Raw genomic sequence first — 14,547 nt, forward strand, 5'->3', positions numbered from 1 at the left:
CCCGAGAATCATAGTACCCGTCTTCGTATAGTCGACCAAATCGAAACACAAACAGAACAAATCAGCAAAACTAAATATTTTCAGTGGTTTACGCCTCTTGCAAAATGAGAACAAAGCTGGTACAAAAAGAAACAGTTTGAGCGTCAACACAAGTCATGAGAGAAGAGGCGGCATATGACTAAAAGCAGTTTGAGAGTGGTTGAAGGCGGGGATATGGACAAGAAAAAGGCGCTCGACGCAGCCCTGTCACAGATCGACAAGGCATTTGGCAAGGGCTCGGTCATGCGGCTGGGCGAGAAGGACAAGATCGTCGAGATCGAATCGATTTCGACCGGCTCCCTTGGCCTCGACATTGCGCTCGGCATTGGCGGCCTGCCCAAGGGCCGGATCGTCGAGATCTATGGGCCGGAAAGCTCGGGCAAGACGACCATGGCACTGCATGTCGCTGCCGAGACCCAGAAAAAGGGCGGTGTCGCTGCCTTCATCGATGCCGAGCACGCGCTCGACCCGATCTATGCCCGCAAGCTCGGCGTCAGTCTCGAAGATCTGCTTATCTCGCAGCCAGATACGGGCGAGCAGGCGCTGGAGATCGCCGATACGCTGGTGCGGTCCGGCGCGGTTGACGTGCTGATCATCGACTCCGTCGCTGCGCTGACGCCGCGGGCGGAACTGGAAGGCGAAATGGGCGATTCGCTGCCCGGCCTTCAGGCAAGGTTGATGAGCCAGGCACTGCGCAAGCTGACCGGCTCGATCTCCAAATCCAATTGCATGGTCATCTTCATCAACCAGATCCGGATGAAGATCGGCGTCATGTTCGGTTCGCCGGAAACGACGACCGGCGGCAATGCCTTGAAATTCTACGCTTCCGTCCGTCTCGATATCCGCCGCATCGGCTCGATCAAGCAGCGCGACGAGTTTGTCGGCAACCAGACACGGGTGAAGGTCGTCAAGAACAAGGTCGCCCCGCCGTTCAAGCAGGTCGAGTTCGACATCATGTATGGCGAGGGTGTGTCCAAGACAGGTGAGCTTGTCGATCTCGGCGTGCTTGCCAATGTCGTGGAGAAATCCGGTTCCTGGTATTCGTACAATTCCGAGCGCATAGGCCAGGGCCGCGAGAATGCCAAGCAGTTCCTGAAAGAGAATCCGGAGATCGCCGACCAGATCGAACGGGCCGTGCGCCAGAATGCCGGCCTTATCGCCGAGGACATGCTGGTCCAACCGGGTGGCGAGGATGACGAGGCAGCCGAAGCCTGATCATTTCCAAGCATTGATTGAACTATCAAGGCACCGGTCCGGCAGGGCGGGTGCCTTTTCATTTTCGGGGGCATACTTGACATAATTAGGAATTGCCCTAATTAGTTATTTGCCTATGGATACCGCATTCAAAGCCCTGGCCCATCCGGCCCGCCGCAAGATCCTCTCGCTGTTGCGCGAGCGGGAGATGACCGCCGGTGAACTCGCCGACCATTTCGACTTTTCCAAGCCGACCCTGTCTGGTCACTTCGCCATCCTGAAGGAGGCGGACCTCGTCACGACAGAGCGCCAGGGCACGAGCATCGTCTACCAGCTCAATATCTCCGTCAGTGAAGAGATCATCGCTGCTGTTCTGGACATTGTCGGCACCCGTGACGCCACGAAAAAGCCTGCCAAGGGAAAGGGCCGCCCCAACTCGACAGGGGAGGTGTCGTCGTGAATATACGTGGCAGCCTCATCATCACCGGGATCGTTATCGTCGCAATGGCAGTGGCCAGTGTCTGGGCCTTCTTCCAGCCTGGCCCCCACGAGGTACCGGTCCACTGGGGCTTGTCCGGTGAACCGGACCGCTATGCTTCAAGGCTCAACGCTCTCGTCTCGTTGCCACTGGTCGCGCTGGCCATCTCTGCAATCCTGGCGATTGCCGGGAAAGTCGACCCGCGCCGCGCCAATATCGAACGCTCGGGTCCCGCCTATCGCATCGCCTGGCTCGGCACACTCGGCATGCTCGCCATCGGTCACGGTGTCATTGTCGCGACGGCACTTGGCCAGGACGTGCCGGTCGCCCGCATCATCGGTGCCGCCGTCGGCGTATTGCTTGTCGCGCTCGGTGACGTCATCGGCAAGTCGAAAAGCAATTTCACCGTCGGGGTCAGGACGCCATGGACCCTGTCGAGCGAGCGGTCCTGGAACAAGACCAATCGCGCCGGCGGGCGTCTCTTCGTCGCCATCGGCATTCTTGGCGCGGTCAGTGCCTTCCTTGCACCGCCTTGGGTCACGCTCTCGATCTTTCTCGGCGGGTCGATCGCTATTGCCGGCTTTTCCCTCGTCTATTCATGGATCGTCTGGCGGGAGGAGCGTCGAGGTACACCCGGCTAGATGTGCTGGCTATAACCACAAGAGAACTATTGCTTGTCGTCCCGCGCCCGATTAAATCATGGGCGCTATGACAAGTGTAAATGACATTCGCTCCGCCTTTCTTGATTACTTCGCCGGCCGCGGCCACGAAAAGGTTCAGTCTGCGCCGCTCGTGCCGCAGAACGACCCGACGCTGATGTTCGTCAATGCCGGCATGGTGCCGTTCAAGAACGTCTTCACGGGCGCCGAGCAGCGCGATTATTCGCGTGCGACCTCATCGCAGAAATGTGTCCGCGCCGGCGGCAAGCACAACGACCTCGACAATGTCGGCTACACCGCCCGTCACCACACCTTCTTCGAGATGCTCGGCAACTTCTCCTTCGGCGACTATTTCAAGGAAGAGGCGATCGAAAGCGCGTGGACGCTGATCACGAAGGAATTCGGTCTCGACCCGGCAAAACTACTTGTTACCATCTACCATACCGATGACGAAGCCGCCGACCTGTGGAAGAAGATCGCCGGGTTCGGCGATGACAAGATCATCCGCATTCCGACCTCTGACAATTTCTGGTCGATGGGCGATACCGGCCCCTGCGGGCCATGCTCTGAAATCTTTTACGACCACGGCCCGGACATCCCCGGCGGCCCGCCCGGATCGCCGGAGGAAGATGGCGACCGCTTCATCGAGATCTGGAACCTCGTCTTCATGCAGTTCGAACGCCATGAGGGTGGCAAGCAGACAGACCTGCCCAAGCCATCCATCGACACCGGGATGGGGCTGGAGCGCATCTCCGCCGTGCTGCAGGGCGTGCATGATAATTATGACATCGACCTGTTCCGTACGCTGATTGAGGCCTCGGCCGAACTGACAGGCAAGCCGGTCGATGGCGAGTTCACCGCCGCGCACCGTGTCGTCGCCGACCATCTGCGCGCCTCGTCCTTCCTAATCGCCGATGGCGTCTCGCCGTCGAATGAGGGCCGGGGCTATGTCCTGCGCCGGATCATGCGCCGCGCCATGCGCTATGCGCACCATCTGGGCGCGAAAGAGCCGCTGCTGGCCCGCCTCGCGCCGGTGCTGCGCCAAGAGATGGGCAACCATTTCCCCGAGCTGCATCGCGCGTCGAGCCTGATCGAGCAGACGCTGCGCTCGGAAGAAGAGAAATTCCATTCGCTGCTCGATCGCGGCCTCAAGATCCTCGCCGAGGAAACCGCCGGCATGAGCAAGGGCGACAAGCTGCCCGGCGAGGCCGCGTTCAAGCTCTATGACACATACGGCTTTCCGCTCGACCTTACGCAGGATGCGCTGCGCCGCGAGGGCTTCGGTGTCGACGAGGAAGGCTTTACCAAGGCCATGGACGCCCAGCGCGCCGCCGCCCGTGCCTCCTGGGCCGGGTCCGGTGAGGAAGCGACGGAGAAAGTCTGGTTCGACATCCGCGCCGAGGCTGGTCCGACGGAATTCATCGGCTACGTGCACACGGACGCCGAAGGCATCGTCAAGGCGATCGTCAAAGGCGGCGAGATCGTCGAGGAAGCAGGCGAGGGTGACGACATCGAGTTCGTCGTCAACCAGACGCCGTTCTATGCCGAATCAGGTGGCCAGACTGGCGACACCGGCAGGGCGTATACGGATAATGGTGCCGAAATCGAGGTGACGAGCCTACGCAAGCGCGCCGGTGTCCTGCACGGTCATGGCGGCAAGATCGTCAAGGGGTCGCTGGCGAAGGGTGAAGCCGTGCGCCTTGTCATCGACACAGAACGCCGCGACGCGATCCGCGCCAATCACTCCGGCACGCACCTCGTTCACCGGGCGCTGCGCAATGTGCTGGGCGATCATGTTACCCAGAAGGGTTCTCTGGTCCTGCCGGATCGGTTCCGCTTTGATTTCTCCCACAATGCACCGCTCACCGATGACGAGATCGAGCGTATCGAGACGGAGGTCAACCGCGTCATCCGCCAGAACGATGCTGCCGAGACCCGTATCCTGCCTTATGACGATGCAGTCGAGGCCGGGGCCATGGCCCTGTTCGGCGAGAAGTACGATGACGATGTCCGTGTGCTGAGCATGGGTCATGACCTGGAAGATGCCAGAAAGCCCTATTCGATGGAGCTGTGCGGCGGCACCCACGTCTCGCGTACTGGCGATGTCGCGCTGTTCACCATCGTCAATGAGGGCGGTGTTGCCGCCGGTATCCGCCGGATCGAGGCGATGACCGGCGAAGGCGCGCGGCAATATCTGAAGGACGAGGCGCGCAAGGCGAAGCTGGCCGCCGACGCCCTGAAGACGACGCCGGGCGAGCTGGCTGACCGCGCCAAGGCTCTCGCCGATGAACGTCGCAAGCTGGAACGCGAAGTCACAGAGCTGCGCAAGAAGGTCGCCCTCGCCTCTGCAATGGGGGATGGTGGCGCTTCCAATGGTGCTTCATCGGAAGCCGAGGACATCGGCGGCATAAAGTTCGTCGGCCGCGTGCTCGACGGCGTGCCCGCAAAGGAATTGCGCGGCATGGTCGATGAGGCCAAGTCGAAGCTTGGTGAGGGTGTCGCGGCCTTCATCGCTGTCAATGACGGCAAGGCTGCGATCACCATCGGCGTTACCGAGGAGCTGTCAAAGAAAGTTTCCGCCGTTGATCTCGTTCGCGCCGGCGCAGAAGCCATCGGCGGCAAGGGCGGCGGCGGCCGCCCGGACATGGCCCAGGCCGGTGGCCCCAATGGCGGCGAAGCGGCCAAGGCCATCGACGCGATCCGCGCTGCCCTCGGCTGATCCATTTCCATCTCTTGCAGTAGCGACTGACAAAAACCGTTCAGTCGCGCACGCTTCCGGTTTATGACCGGAGGGCAAGAAAACTTGGAAGGGATCAGGATATGGGTCGTCTCGACGGGAAAAAGGCATTCATCACCGGCGCAGCGCAGGGGCTTGGTGCCTGTTTCGCGCGCATGTTCGCTGAAGAGGGCGCACTCGTCGCGCTGACCGATGTGCAGGGTGACAAGGTCGCCGAGACTGCAGAGGCGATCAACAAGGACTTCCCCGGCGCTGCCTTCGCGTTCGAGCATGATGTCACCGATCACGACCAGTGGAAATCTGTGCTCGCAGAAGCCAATGAGGCGATGCGTGGCATCTCCGTGCTCGTCAACAATGCCGGCATCGGCACCATGGCGAATATCGAGGCGGAGACTTGGGAAGGCTATCGCAAGGTCATGGATATCGACCTCGATTCGATCTTCATCGGCACACAAGCGGCATTGCCCTACTTGAAGAAAAATTCACCAGCTTCGATCATCAACATCTCCTCCGTAGCCGGACTGATGGCCGATGCGAACCTGCTGTCCTACAATGTCGCCAAGGCCGGTGTCGCAATGATGTCGAAATCCGTCGCGCTGCATTGTGCAAAGGCAGGCTATGAGATCATCTGCAACTCGGTCCATCCGGTCTTCACCCGCACACCGATGATCGATCCGATCGTGCAGATGGGCGGCGGCGGCGAGGAGGGGGAAGCCAAGCTGTCCCGCGGTATCCCGATGAAGCGCCTCGGCGAGCCTGAGGAAGTCGGCCACATGGTGGTATATCTGGCCAGCGACGAGGCGAAATTCGTCACGGGGTCGGAATTCCGCATCGATGGCGGCATGACGGCGGGGCGCGTTGGAAAATAGCTTGCGGTTCGCCGAAGCTATTTTTCGCCGCGTTTAACTGGCCTGAGGATTTGCGTGAAAAAGAAAGCAAAAAGAAAAAAGAAGAAACCATTACTGTAATGTGACCAGCGAGAGTAGAGCGGGCTTGATGACCACTGTGCATAGGTTTCCAGATCACGTGTCAGCCACATTTCACCCAGTCCAACCAATGCAAGAAGGCACATCAGGGCAGCAGATAGAAGAACCATTCTGCTGCCTGTCCATGAAGATGTGTCTGGGACGCGCGCGACTTTTCTCATCAGCATCCAGTCAAGAACGATGAAACCGATGGTCAGAGCCTGAAAGGCCATTGCATACCAATACAGTGTACGACGTAATTCTTTGGATATCTCTGGAGAGGGATGGAGCCAAGTAAGCACGCAAAAAGCGATAAAGGTGATGAGGAACGGTACCGCCCTCCAGTATCCGCCTTTTATCGTGTTTTTCATTCAGCTTTTACAATCTCGCTGTCCTTGTGGCCGGCCCATTCGGTCCAGGAGCCGTCATACAGCGCCCGGTTGTCGTGGCCCACGGCGGCGAGAGCCAGCGAGATGATCGCGGCGGTGACGCCGGAACCACAGGTGGTGATGACCGGCTTGCGCCCGGCTACCCCGGTAGCGGCAAAGAGCAGGTCCAGCTTGTTACGGGAGACGAGCGCTCCGTTTTCGATCAGGTCGCTGGCGGGCAGGCTGACCGCGCCCGGCATGTGGCCGGAAGGCAGGCCCTCGCGCGGTTCCGGGTCACGCCCCTCGAACCGGCCGCGGGGGCGGGCATCGAGGATCAGCGCATCGCCCTTCGCGATCTCGTGGCGCATGTCGGCGAGGTCCAGCACGTGGCGGGCGTTGAACACCGGGTGGAAATTGGCGGGCTTGGTTAGCGGCGTTGCATCGGTCACCTCGAACCCCGCTGCCTTCCATGCGGGCAGGCCGCCTTCGAGGATGCGCACATTCTCCGCACCCATAATGGAGAAGGTCCACCACACCCGGGCGGCGGAGAACAGCCCGACGCTGTCATAGATGATAATTGTATCATCTTCGCTGATGCCCATCGCACCGGCCGCATCGGCGAACATTTCCGGCTCGGGCAGCATGTGCGGCAGGGGCAGGGAGGTGTCGGCAACGCGGTCTATGTCAAAAAAGACTGCACCCGGAATATGACCGGCCTTGAACTCGGCCCTCGCGTCGCGCCCGGCAGACGGCATGTGCCATGAGCCATCGACGATCTTCACATCGCCCCGGCCCAGATTGGCGGCCAGCCAGTCAGGCGAGACGAAGAGTTCCGGATAGTCGAGGCTTGCGCTCATCTGTCTATCCGAACACCCGCTTGAAGATCACATCGACATTCTTGGTGTGGTAGTCGAGATCGAACAGCGCTTCCAGTTCGTCGACGGGCAGCTTGTCGGTGACGTCCTTGTCGGCCTTCAAATTGTCGAGGAACAGCCCCTCGCCGCGCCAGGCCGGCATGGCGTTGCGCTGCACGAAAGAATAGGCATCCTCGCGGCTTGCACCAGCCTGCGTCAGCGCCAGCAGGACGCGCTGGGAGAAGATCAGCCCGTTGAGCGAGTTCATGTTGGCCAGCATCCGCTCCGGATAGACGACGAGGTTCTCGACCACGCCGGCGAGGCGGTTGAGGGCAAAGTCCAGATGGATTGTCGCATCCGGCCCGATGCCGCGCTCGACGGAGGAGTGGGAGATATCGCGCTCATGCCACAGGGCGACGTTCTCCATAGCCGGGGTCACGCACATGCGCACCAGCCGGGCAAGGCCGGTCAGGTTCTCGGTCAGCACCGGATTACGCTTGTGCGGCATGGCGGATGAGCCCTTCTGGCCCTTGGAGAAGAACTCCTCGGCTTCCAGAACCTCCGTGCGCTGAAGGTGACGGATTTCTGTCGCGATGTTCTCGATCGACGAAGCGATAAGGCCGAGAGCCGCAAAGAACGCCGCATGGCGGTCGCGCGGGATGACCTGGGTGGAGATCGGCTCCGGCTTCAGGCCCAGTTTCTCGGCGACATGTTCCTCGACTGACGGATCGATATTGGCAAAGGTACCGACGGCACCGGAGATGGCGCAGACTGCGATTTCCTCGCGCGCGGCTTCGAGACGCTTTTTCCCGCGCTCCATCTCGGCATAGAAACGCGCCATTTTCAGGCCGAAGGTGACAGGTTCTGCATGAATGCCATGGCTGCGCCCGACACAGACGGTGTCCTTGTGCTCCAGCGCGCGCTTCTTTAGCGCCGCCAGAACCTTGTCCATATCTGCGAGCAGCATGTCGGCGGCGCGGGTCAGCTGCACGGACAGGCAGGTGTCGAGCACGTCCGACGAGGTCATGCCCTGATGCACGAATCGCGCTTCCGGGCCGACGATCTCGGCGAGGTGCGTCAGGAAGGCGATAACGTCATGCTTGGTGACGCGCTCGATCTCGTCGATTCGCTCGACGTCGAATTCGGCATCGCCCGCCTTGTCCCAGATCGTTTTCGCGGCTTCCGCCGGGATAATGCCCAGCTCTGCCATCTTGTCGGCGGCATGGGCCTCGATCTCGAACCAGATCCGGAATTTTGCCTGCGGTTCCCAGAGGGCGGCCATGTCGGGACGGGTATAACGAGGGATCATGATTGTGGCATTCCTGTTCCTGAAAACGGGGTGGTACGCGCCCCGGCAAGCGATGGCAAGATCGCAAGTCCCTGTTTCCGGCTATCTTTCGGCTTTTTATAGTGCTCACGAAAAGCTGATGTGCCTGCCTTAATTACTTCACCATATTGCCACAAGCGAACGGTTACAATGCAAGCTGTGTTCAGAGTTCGCTTAATGCCCGAAAGGGCGGTTCAGAGGAGAAAGAAAATGAGCAAATTCAAAGTTTTCGGCGGTATCTCGGCAATCGCCCTGATGGCTGCTGCCTGCACCACGACAGGCAATGTCGAGCGTAACACCGCAGCCGGTGCCGGTATCGGCGCTGTCGTTGGTGGTGTCATCGGTAACAATGTCGGCGACGGCGATGCCGGCACCGGCGCTGCGATTGGCGCTGTTGTTGGTGGTGCTGCCGGTGCTGCCCGTGGCCGCCAGCAAGACATCAATTCCGGTGAAGGCACGCGCCTGAAGCAGGATGCTGCCGGCCAGCAACTCTATTATGACCAGTCTGCCGGCCGTTATTACTACTACGGTGCCAATGGCCGCACCTACTGGCAGAACGGTGCCCTGCGCGGCTAATCCCCTCCCGCGCATTGCAGTAGCGTAAAAAAGCCCGGCTACGAGTTTCGAGCCGGGCTTTTTCTATGTCGAAGGCCGGGAAAAGAGGTCCGGACTTGGCGGCTCATCCGCTGCGATTAGTTGTGCGTGTCCGATCATGCTACCGTCAGCGAGCAGGTGGCAAACCTCTATCCCGCGGGCGATGAGCGCCGGTGTGACGAGATGGGTGCGGTGGCAGTTGAGTGGGTCTTTCTCGGCGCACATGATCGCGATGCGGTGGGTCTCCATGCCGGTGGTCAAGCGCTCGATGGCGATATTGAAGGCAGGCGAGACAGCGATGAGATCGCGGGCGGGTTTGCCTTCGCGCCAGAGGGCCGGGTCTTTCGGTCTGCCGCCGAGTGCATCACCCATCCAGACATAGGCGATGCCAGTCTTGGTCAGTGCGCTTTTCAGCTCTTCCCTGCGATATTGCGGCCAACGTTTCGACCATGGCGCGGAGCGTACATCTGCCAGCGCCGTAATGTCGGCTCCCTGAAGTAGGTCGATAAAGTCATCTATCGGATAGTTGGAATGGCCGATGGTGAAGATCATCCTGGCAGCCTAGCAGACCGGAACACACGGTTGCTAGCGGTGGTGCTCGATATTGCTCTCGATCAGGGCCCGGTTATAGACGGCGAGGGCACGGACCTGTGTGATATAGCCGATCACCTTCGAGCGGTCGTCTATATCCGTCACCGGCATTCCGTCGCGGTCATGGTCGCGCATCCGGGCAAGAGCCTCGCCGAGGGAATGGTCGGGCCGCAGCCGCGCCACACCCTCTTCCAGCGGACTTGAGTCCTCAGGCATTGATCGCATGACATCGCGTACACGGATCGTTTGCAGGATCATCCCCTGTGGCCCTTCGGAGAGGTCATAGCCGCGCTGTCCGAGTTGCCAGTGGAACCAGGACGAGCCGAAGAAGGTCTGCGAGATCAGCGTCGCGATGCCGACGGCGATCATCAGCGCGACGGTCATCTGGTAGTCGCCAGTCAGCTCGAAGACGATCAGCGTCGTCGAGATCGGCGCGCCGAGAATGGCGCCGGAGACGGCCCCCATGCCGACCATGGCATAAAAGGTCGGGTCGGCCGACAGGCCTGGAATGAAGATGCCCAGCACCGCGCCGAATGCCGCGCCTGAGATCGCGCCAAAAAAGATACCGCCTGAGAAAACGCCTGTACCGAACCGGCAGGACAGACAGACGGCGGTCGCGCCGAGCTTGATGATCAGCAGGATCGTCAGCATGGCAAGTGTGTAGCTGCCCTGGATTGCCTCGGTCGTCGCCTCATAGCCGACACCCAGCACCTCCGGATAGAACAGGGCGATCGTGCCCATCAGCATTCCTGCGATCGGCGGGAGTAACGCTTGCTCGACCTTGAAGCGGGCCACCTGCCGCCGGACCCATAGCTGGAGGGAAGAGGTCAACAGCAGGAAGCCGAAGGCGACAAGGCCGCAGACGATGCCCAGCGCTGCTGAGAAGGGGATGTCCCACGGCCCGGACTCGCCATAGAGCGGTATGACGAAAGCGCGAACATCGCTCAGGTGGATACGGGCGATTACAGCGGCGGTTATGCTCGACAGGGCGACGGGGCCGAAGACCGACAGGGCGTAATTGCCAAGGATCACTTCCAGCGCGAACAACATGCCGGCGATGGGTGCGTTGAAGCTTGCCGCGACCGCCGCCGCCGCGCCACAGCCCAACAGCGTGCGCGCATCCTTGCCGGACAGGCCCCAGCGTTCCGACATCGCAGTGGAGATTGCACCGCCGAGCAGCACGGCCGGGCCTTCACGGCCCGCGCTGGCACCAGAGCCGAGCGCGACGACTGCTGCGGCGGTGTTGACCATCCCTGCACGGAAGGAAACATGGCCCGGCGGTCCGGCGCGTGCCTCGATCACTTCGGCGACGCCTTGGAACTTGACCTCAGGCAGCCATTTCAGATGTTTGGCGATGTACAGAAGGGCGCCTACGGCAACGCCGCCGATGACGGGCACGATCCAGGCGCGAGCGGGGTTCAGGTCGCGGATGCCGCTCGCCATGGCGATCCGCCCTTCGCCATAGGCAAGGGCGCTCATCCAGTCGATCGCGAGGGAAAAGCCGATCACGCCGTAACCGACGACCACGCCGATCAGCGCAGAGAGGATCCAGACCTTGTAATTGGCGAGCTGATAGGCCCGTTGGCGCGCATGGCGCAGCCAGAGCAGCAGACGGACCCTCGTTGTATGCGGTTTCACCATGACACTGCTTCGCTCGTAGCATTATTCGCTGGGCAAGACAGCCTGAAGGCGTGCGCAATCAGCCTTTTTCTGGCGACTTTTCGCTGTGTTCGGCCAGCACATGCTTCAGCACATAGACCCTCAGCGCCGATGACAGGTTTGCGGGCTCCGCTGACTTGATCCGGTTGCGGTCGACTTCCGCGATCAGGCGGGCGAGTGGCCGATCCTGCTGCCGGGCGATTGCGTTCAGCAGGTCCCAGAATTCTTCTTCCAGGGAGATCGAGGTTCGGTGACCGGAGATCGAGACGGAGCGTTTCTTCATGTGGCCGGCCCAAAACACAAAACGCGCCCGTCACGGCGCGTTCGGCAGGTCATATAATGCCGGTTCAGGCTCAGGACTTCGTCCACTGGTCGAGACCGTGTTGGCGGATACGGGTCGAGGCGACATTCATCCCGTCCAGCACCCCGGCGATGTGGGACAGGGCACCTTCGTCGCAATCCTCGGTGTCGGCACCAAGGGCTGCATAGAGATCTTCCAAGTCGATTTGATTCTCGATCAGGAATTGCGCCAGCATGATCCGCAGGCGGCTATGGGATGGTTTGTCGGTCATGGTTCAGATCCGCAATCGCTGGCGCCCGCCATGGGGCAGGCAAAACGTGCCCGATATTAGCCTGAAAATGGTAAAGACACCATGAAGGATAGGTCATGGGACCGTCCCAAGCGGCGTCTATAGCAGGCCCAGACCCTTGAAGGAGACGTGCTGGCCCCGCCCGATGACGAGATGATCGTGGACCTTGATGCCCACGGCGCCGGCGGCTTCGACAATGCGATTGGTCATGTCGATGTCGGGGCGTGAAGGCGTCGGATCGCCGGACGGGTGGTTGTGGACGAGGATAATCGAGGCAGCGTCCAGTTCCAGCGCCCGCTTGACGACCTCGCGCGGATAGACCGGCGTGTGGTTGATCGTGCCGGTCTGCTGCTTTTCGTCCGCGATCAGAATGTTCTTGTTGTCGAGGAAGAGGATACGGAACTGTTCGATCTTCTCATAGGCGGTTGCCGCGCGGCAGTAGGAGAGAAGGTCAGCCCAGGAGGAAAGCACAGTGCGATGAAGGATGTTGTCCTGCGCGAACTTCACCGCCGCCGCCTGCACGACCTTCATCTCGGTCACGACCGTGTCGGAGACGCCGGAGACTTCCTTCAGCCGCTCGCGCGGGGCTGCGAGAACATCGGCGAAAGAGCCGAAGCGATCAAGAAGGGTCTTGGCAAGGGGTTTCACATCCTTGCGCGGAATGGCGCGGAACAGGACAAGCTCCAGCAGTTCGTAATCCTGCACGCCATCGACACCGGCCTTGACGAAACGGGCGCGAAGGCGTTCCCGGTGGCCGGCGCGGTGGTCATCCACTCTGGCTTTCTTTTCCGGCGTGGCCGGAAAAAGCTCGTCCCCCTCGGCCATGCCGTCAGCCTGCGGAATAAGGCGGCTTGTCGAGGCCCTTGGGGGAGGCGGTGAACACCTCATAGCCATCCTTCGTGACGCCAATGGAATGCTCGAACTGCGCGGTCAGGGACTTGTCGCGGGTCACGGCGGTCCAGCCATCCTTAAGAATCTTCACATCCGGCTTGCCTACATTGATCATCGGCTCGATGGTGAAGAAATTGCCTTCCTTCAGCGGGATCGACGGCGCCTTGTGGACCTGCAGCATGCGGTCGCGATATTCGCCATAGTGCACAACGTTCGGCGCGTCGTGGAAAACCTGGCCGAGGCCATGGCCGCAGAAATCGCGCACGACCGAGAAGCCCTCGGCCTCCGCATAGGTCTGGATCGCCTTGCCGATGTCATAGAGGGTCGCGCCGGGCTTTACCTGTTCGATGCCTTTCCACATGGCCTGAAACGTCACATCGGTCAGGCGCTGGGCGATGACCTTCGGCTCACCGGCGTAATACATGCGGCTGGTGTCGCCATGCCAGCCATCGACGATCACGGTCACGTCGATATTGGCGATATCGCCATCCTTGAACAGTTTCGGGCCGGGAATGCCGTGGCAAACGACATGGTTCAGCGAGATGCAGGTCGCATGGCGATAACCGCGATAGCCGATCGTCGCCGACAGGGCGTTGTTGTCGAGCACGAATTCCCGCGCGATGCGGTCTATTTCCTCGGTCGAGACACCGGGGTTCACATGCTCTGCCAGCAGGTCGAGGCACCGGGCGGCAAGGCGACCGGCCTTGCGCATGCCTTCAAAGCCTTCTTCCCCGTGCTGGCGGATCTCGCCGGTGCGGCGCGGTGTGTCGGTAATCGCTGCGTCTGTCATCCAGCCTATCTAGCGGTTGAACAGAGGGATAACAAGCGGGCCTTGAACCAGAGGCTTTTTCAGGGGCGGTTGTCCAGGTCGATCTCCATCGCCCGGCGCAGCACGATCTCGCTGGTCGTGACCTCGCAGTCCCAGGCGATCAGCTCGACCCCGGCCTTTTCCGCCGCGACCAGCCCCGTTGCGTATTTCGGGTCTATATCCCAGGCCGGCGACAGGGTGAAACAGTCACTGCGCTGGACGATGTAGAGCATCACGGCCCTGTTGCCGTCACGCACGACCTGTTCCAGCTCCTTCAGGTGCTTCAGTCCGCGGGCGGTGACGCTGTCCGGAAATTCCGCCAGCGGCGTGTCAGACCGGCGCAGATGGACGTTTTTCACCTCGACATAGCAGGGCTTGCGCCTTTCGCTTTCCAGCAGCAGGTCGATGCGCGAGTTCTCGCCATATTTCACCTCGCGGCGCAGGCTGTCATAGCCGGCAAGTTCCGGGATCACGCCGCGCATGATCGCCTCCTCGGCGATTTTATTCGGATGGCCGGTGTTTATGCCGGTGATGACCGGCCTGCCAAAATCGCTGATCTCCACCAGTTCCAGCGTGTGGGGCAGCTTGCGTGCCTTGTTCGGGCTCAGCGACACCCAGCAGCGCGCACCCGAAGGCGCAACGCCCATCATCGCGCCCGGATTGGGGCAATGCACGGTGATTTCCTCGCCCGTATTCAGGCGCACATCGGCGAGGAAACGCTTGTATCGCTTCAACAGAGTGCCTTCGATCAGGGGAGAGGGAAAGCGCATGGGGTCTGTCTCCGGTCGTGACT

At 60.8% G+C, this 14,547-nt stretch carries 16 protein-coding genes; 6 read left to right on the forward strand and 10 right to left on the reverse strand.

The genetic code is table 11. The annotated features are described in order from the left end of the window. Nucleotides 1-174: 174 nt before the first annotated feature. From recA to FF098_RS01580, 5 genes are all read left to right on the forward strand, one after another. Nucleotides 175-1,254, forward strand: coding sequence for a recombinase RecA (gene recA / locus FF098_RS01560; RefSeq protein WP_155136401.1), 1,080 nt, complete (start codon nt 175-177; stop codon nt 1,252-1,254). A gap of 115 nt (nt 1,255-1,369) precedes the next feature. Beyond that, nucleotides 1,370-1,693 (forward strand): autorepressor SdpR family transcription factor, encoded by a 324-nt coding sequence (locus FF098_RS01565; protein ID WP_155136404.1) that lies wholly within the window; start codon nt 1,370-1,372, stop codon nt 1,691-1,693. Further along, nucleotides 1,690-2,352, forward strand: a complete 663-nt coding sequence (locus tag FF098_RS17900; RefSeq protein WP_155136406.1) for an SdpI family protein — start codon at nt 1,690-1,692, stop codon at nt 2,350-2,352. Before FF098_RS01565 ends, FF098_RS17900 begins: the two co-directional genes overlap by 4 nt. A gap of 67 nt (nt 2,353-2,419) precedes the next feature. Next, nucleotides 2,420-5,089, forward strand: a complete 2,670-nt coding sequence (gene alaS / locus FF098_RS01575; RefSeq protein ID WP_155136409.1) for an alanine--tRNA ligase — start codon at nt 2,420-2,422, stop codon at nt 5,087-5,089. Nucleotides 5,090-5,190: 101 nt separating this feature from the next. Then, nucleotides 5,191-5,976: an SDR family oxidoreductase gene (locus FF098_RS01580; protein ID WP_155136412.1), complete on the forward strand. Its 786-nt coding sequence runs from the start codon at nt 5,191-5,193 to the stop codon at nt 5,974-5,976. Nucleotides 5,977-5,993: 17 nt separating this feature from the next. Here the strand turns inward: FF098_RS01580 and FF098_RS01585 are convergent, their stop codons facing one another. The 3 genes from FF098_RS01585 to purB are packed head-to-tail and all read right to left on the reverse strand — an operon-like array spanning nt 5,994 to nt 8,603. After that, the gene (locus tag FF098_RS01585) at nt 5,994-6,443 is read right to left on the reverse strand and encodes a hypothetical protein (protein ID WP_155136415.1); all 450 of its coding nucleotides are present in this window, start codon (nt 6,441-6,443) and stop codon (nt 5,994-5,996) included. Then, nucleotides 6,440-7,297: a 3-mercaptopyruvate sulfurtransferase gene (gene sseA / locus FF098_RS01590; protein WP_155136418.1), complete on the reverse strand. Its 858-nt coding sequence runs from the start codon at nt 7,295-7,297 to the stop codon at nt 6,440-6,442. Before sseA ends, FF098_RS01585 begins: the two co-directional genes overlap by 4 nt. A gap of 4 nt (nt 7,298-7,301) precedes the next feature. After that, nucleotides 7,302-8,603: an adenylosuccinate lyase gene (gene purB, locus FF098_RS01595; RefSeq protein WP_155136421.1), complete on the reverse strand. Its 1,302-nt coding sequence runs from the start codon at nt 8,601-8,603 to the stop codon at nt 7,302-7,304. Between the two features lie 228 nt (nt 8,604-8,831). On the opposite strand from purB, the gene FF098_RS01600 reads away from it, so the two are divergent. Further along, complete coding sequence (locus FF098_RS01600) at nt 8,832-9,197, forward strand: YMGG-like glycine zipper-containing protein (RefSeq protein ID WP_155136424.1); 366 nt, start codon at nt 8,832-8,834, stop codon at nt 9,195-9,197. A gap of 63 nt (nt 9,198-9,260) precedes the next feature. Here FF098_RS01600 and FF098_RS01605 read toward each other — a convergent pair whose 3' ends face one another. From FF098_RS01605 to sfsA, 7 genes are all read right to left on the reverse strand, one after another. After that, nucleotides 9,261-9,767 carry a DUF488 domain-containing protein gene (locus FF098_RS01605; protein WP_155136427.1) on the reverse strand — a complete coding sequence of 169 codons (507 nt, stop codon included), beginning with the start codon at nt 9,765-9,767 and terminating at the stop codon, nt 9,261-9,263. 33 nt (nt 9,768-9,800) lie between these two features. Beyond that, a complete protein-coding gene (locus FF098_RS01610) occupies nt 9,801-11,447 on the reverse strand; it encodes a chloride channel protein (protein WP_155136430.1) in 1,647 nt (548 codons plus the stop codon). 58 nt (nt 11,448-11,505) lie between these two features. After that, nucleotides 11,506-11,748, reverse strand: coding sequence for a ribbon-helix-helix domain-containing protein (locus tag FF098_RS01615; protein WP_155136433.1), 243 nt, complete (start codon nt 11,746-11,748; stop codon nt 11,506-11,508). 70 nt (nt 11,749-11,818) lie between these two features. Continuing rightward, the gene (locus FF098_RS01620; protein ID WP_155136436.1) at nt 11,819-12,037 is read right to left on the reverse strand and encodes a hypothetical protein; all 219 of its coding nucleotides are present in this window, start codon (nt 12,035-12,037) and stop codon (nt 11,819-11,821) included. A gap of 117 nt (nt 12,038-12,154) precedes the next feature. Continuing rightward, complete coding sequence (gene radC, locus FF098_RS01625) at nt 12,155-12,880, reverse strand: RadC family protein (RefSeq protein WP_155136439.1); 726 nt, start codon at nt 12,878-12,880, stop codon at nt 12,155-12,157. A 4-nt stretch (nt 12,881-12,884) separates the two neighbouring features. Further along, on the reverse strand, nt 12,885-13,736 hold the full coding sequence (gene map / locus FF098_RS01630; protein WP_155136442.1) for a type I methionyl aminopeptidase: 852 nt from the start codon (nt 13,734-13,736) through the stop codon (nt 12,885-12,887). Between the two features lie 59 nt (nt 13,737-13,795). After that, nucleotides 13,796-14,524 carry a DNA/RNA nuclease SfsA gene (sfsA, locus tag FF098_RS01635; protein ID WP_155136445.1) on the reverse strand — a complete coding sequence of 243 codons (729 nt, stop codon included), beginning with the start codon at nt 14,522-14,524 and terminating at the stop codon, nt 13,796-13,798. Between the last annotated feature and the right edge of the window lie 23 nt (nt 14,525-14,547).

The organism is Aquisalinus luteolus, from assembly GCF_009712425.2.
In the GTDB taxonomy this organism is placed as follows: Bacteria; Pseudomonadota; Alphaproteobacteria; order Caulobacterales; family Parvularculaceae; genus Aquisalinus; species Aquisalinus luteolus.

What these genes read in the sequence shown, in the direction of transcription:
- map (WP_155136442.1), bottom strand. Translation starts at nt 13,736, where the DNA reads ATGACAGACGCAGCGATTACCGACACACCGCGCCGCACCGGCGAGATC.
- radC (WP_155136439.1), bottom strand. Translation starts at nt 12,880, where the DNA reads ATGGCCGAGGGGGACGAGCTTTTTCCGGCCACGCCGGAAAAGAAAGCC.
- FF098_RS01615 (WP_155136433.1), bottom strand. Translation starts at nt 11,748, where the DNA reads ATGAAGAAACGCTCCGTCTCGATCTCCGGTCACCGAACCTCGATCTCC.
- FF098_RS01620 (WP_155136436.1), bottom strand. Translation starts at nt 12,037, where the DNA reads ATGACCGACAAACCATCCCATAGCCGCCTGCGGATCATGCTGGCGCAA.
- sfsA (WP_155136445.1), bottom strand. Translation starts at nt 14,524, where the DNA reads ATGCGCTTTCCCTCTCCCCTGATCGAAGGCACTCTGTTGAAGCGATAC.
- FF098_RS01565 (WP_155136404.1), top strand. Translation starts at nt 1,370, where the DNA reads ATGGATACCGCATTCAAAGCCCTGGCCCATCCGGCCCGCCGCAAGATC.
- FF098_RS01610 (WP_155136430.1), bottom strand. Translation starts at nt 11,447, where the DNA reads ATGGTGAAACCGCATACAACGAGGGTCCGTCTGCTGCTCTGGCTGCGC.
- recA (WP_155136401.1), top strand. Translation starts at nt 175, where the DNA reads ATGACTAAAAGCAGTTTGAGAGTGGTTGAAGGCGGGGATATGGACAAG.
- FF098_RS01585 (WP_155136415.1), bottom strand. Translation starts at nt 6,443, where the DNA reads ATGAAAAACACGATAAAAGGCGGATACTGGAGGGCGGTACCGTTCCTC.
- FF098_RS01580 (WP_155136412.1), top strand. Translation starts at nt 5,191, where the DNA reads ATGGGTCGTCTCGACGGGAAAAAGGCATTCATCACCGGCGCAGCGCAG.
- FF098_RS01600 (WP_155136424.1), top strand. Translation starts at nt 8,832, where the DNA reads ATGAGCAAATTCAAAGTTTTCGGCGGTATCTCGGCAATCGCCCTGATG.
- purB (WP_155136421.1), bottom strand. Translation starts at nt 8,603, where the DNA reads ATGATCCCTCGTTATACCCGTCCCGACATGGCCGCCCTCTGGGAACCG.
- FF098_RS01605 (WP_155136427.1), bottom strand. Translation starts at nt 9,767, where the DNA reads ATGATCTTCACCATCGGCCATTCCAACTATCCGATAGATGACTTTATC.
- alaS (WP_155136409.1), top strand. Translation starts at nt 2,420, where the DNA reads ATGACAAGTGTAAATGACATTCGCTCCGCCTTTCTTGATTACTTCGCC.
- sseA (WP_155136418.1), bottom strand. Translation starts at nt 7,297, where the DNA reads ATGAGCGCAAGCCTCGACTATCCGGAACTCTTCGTCTCGCCTGACTGG.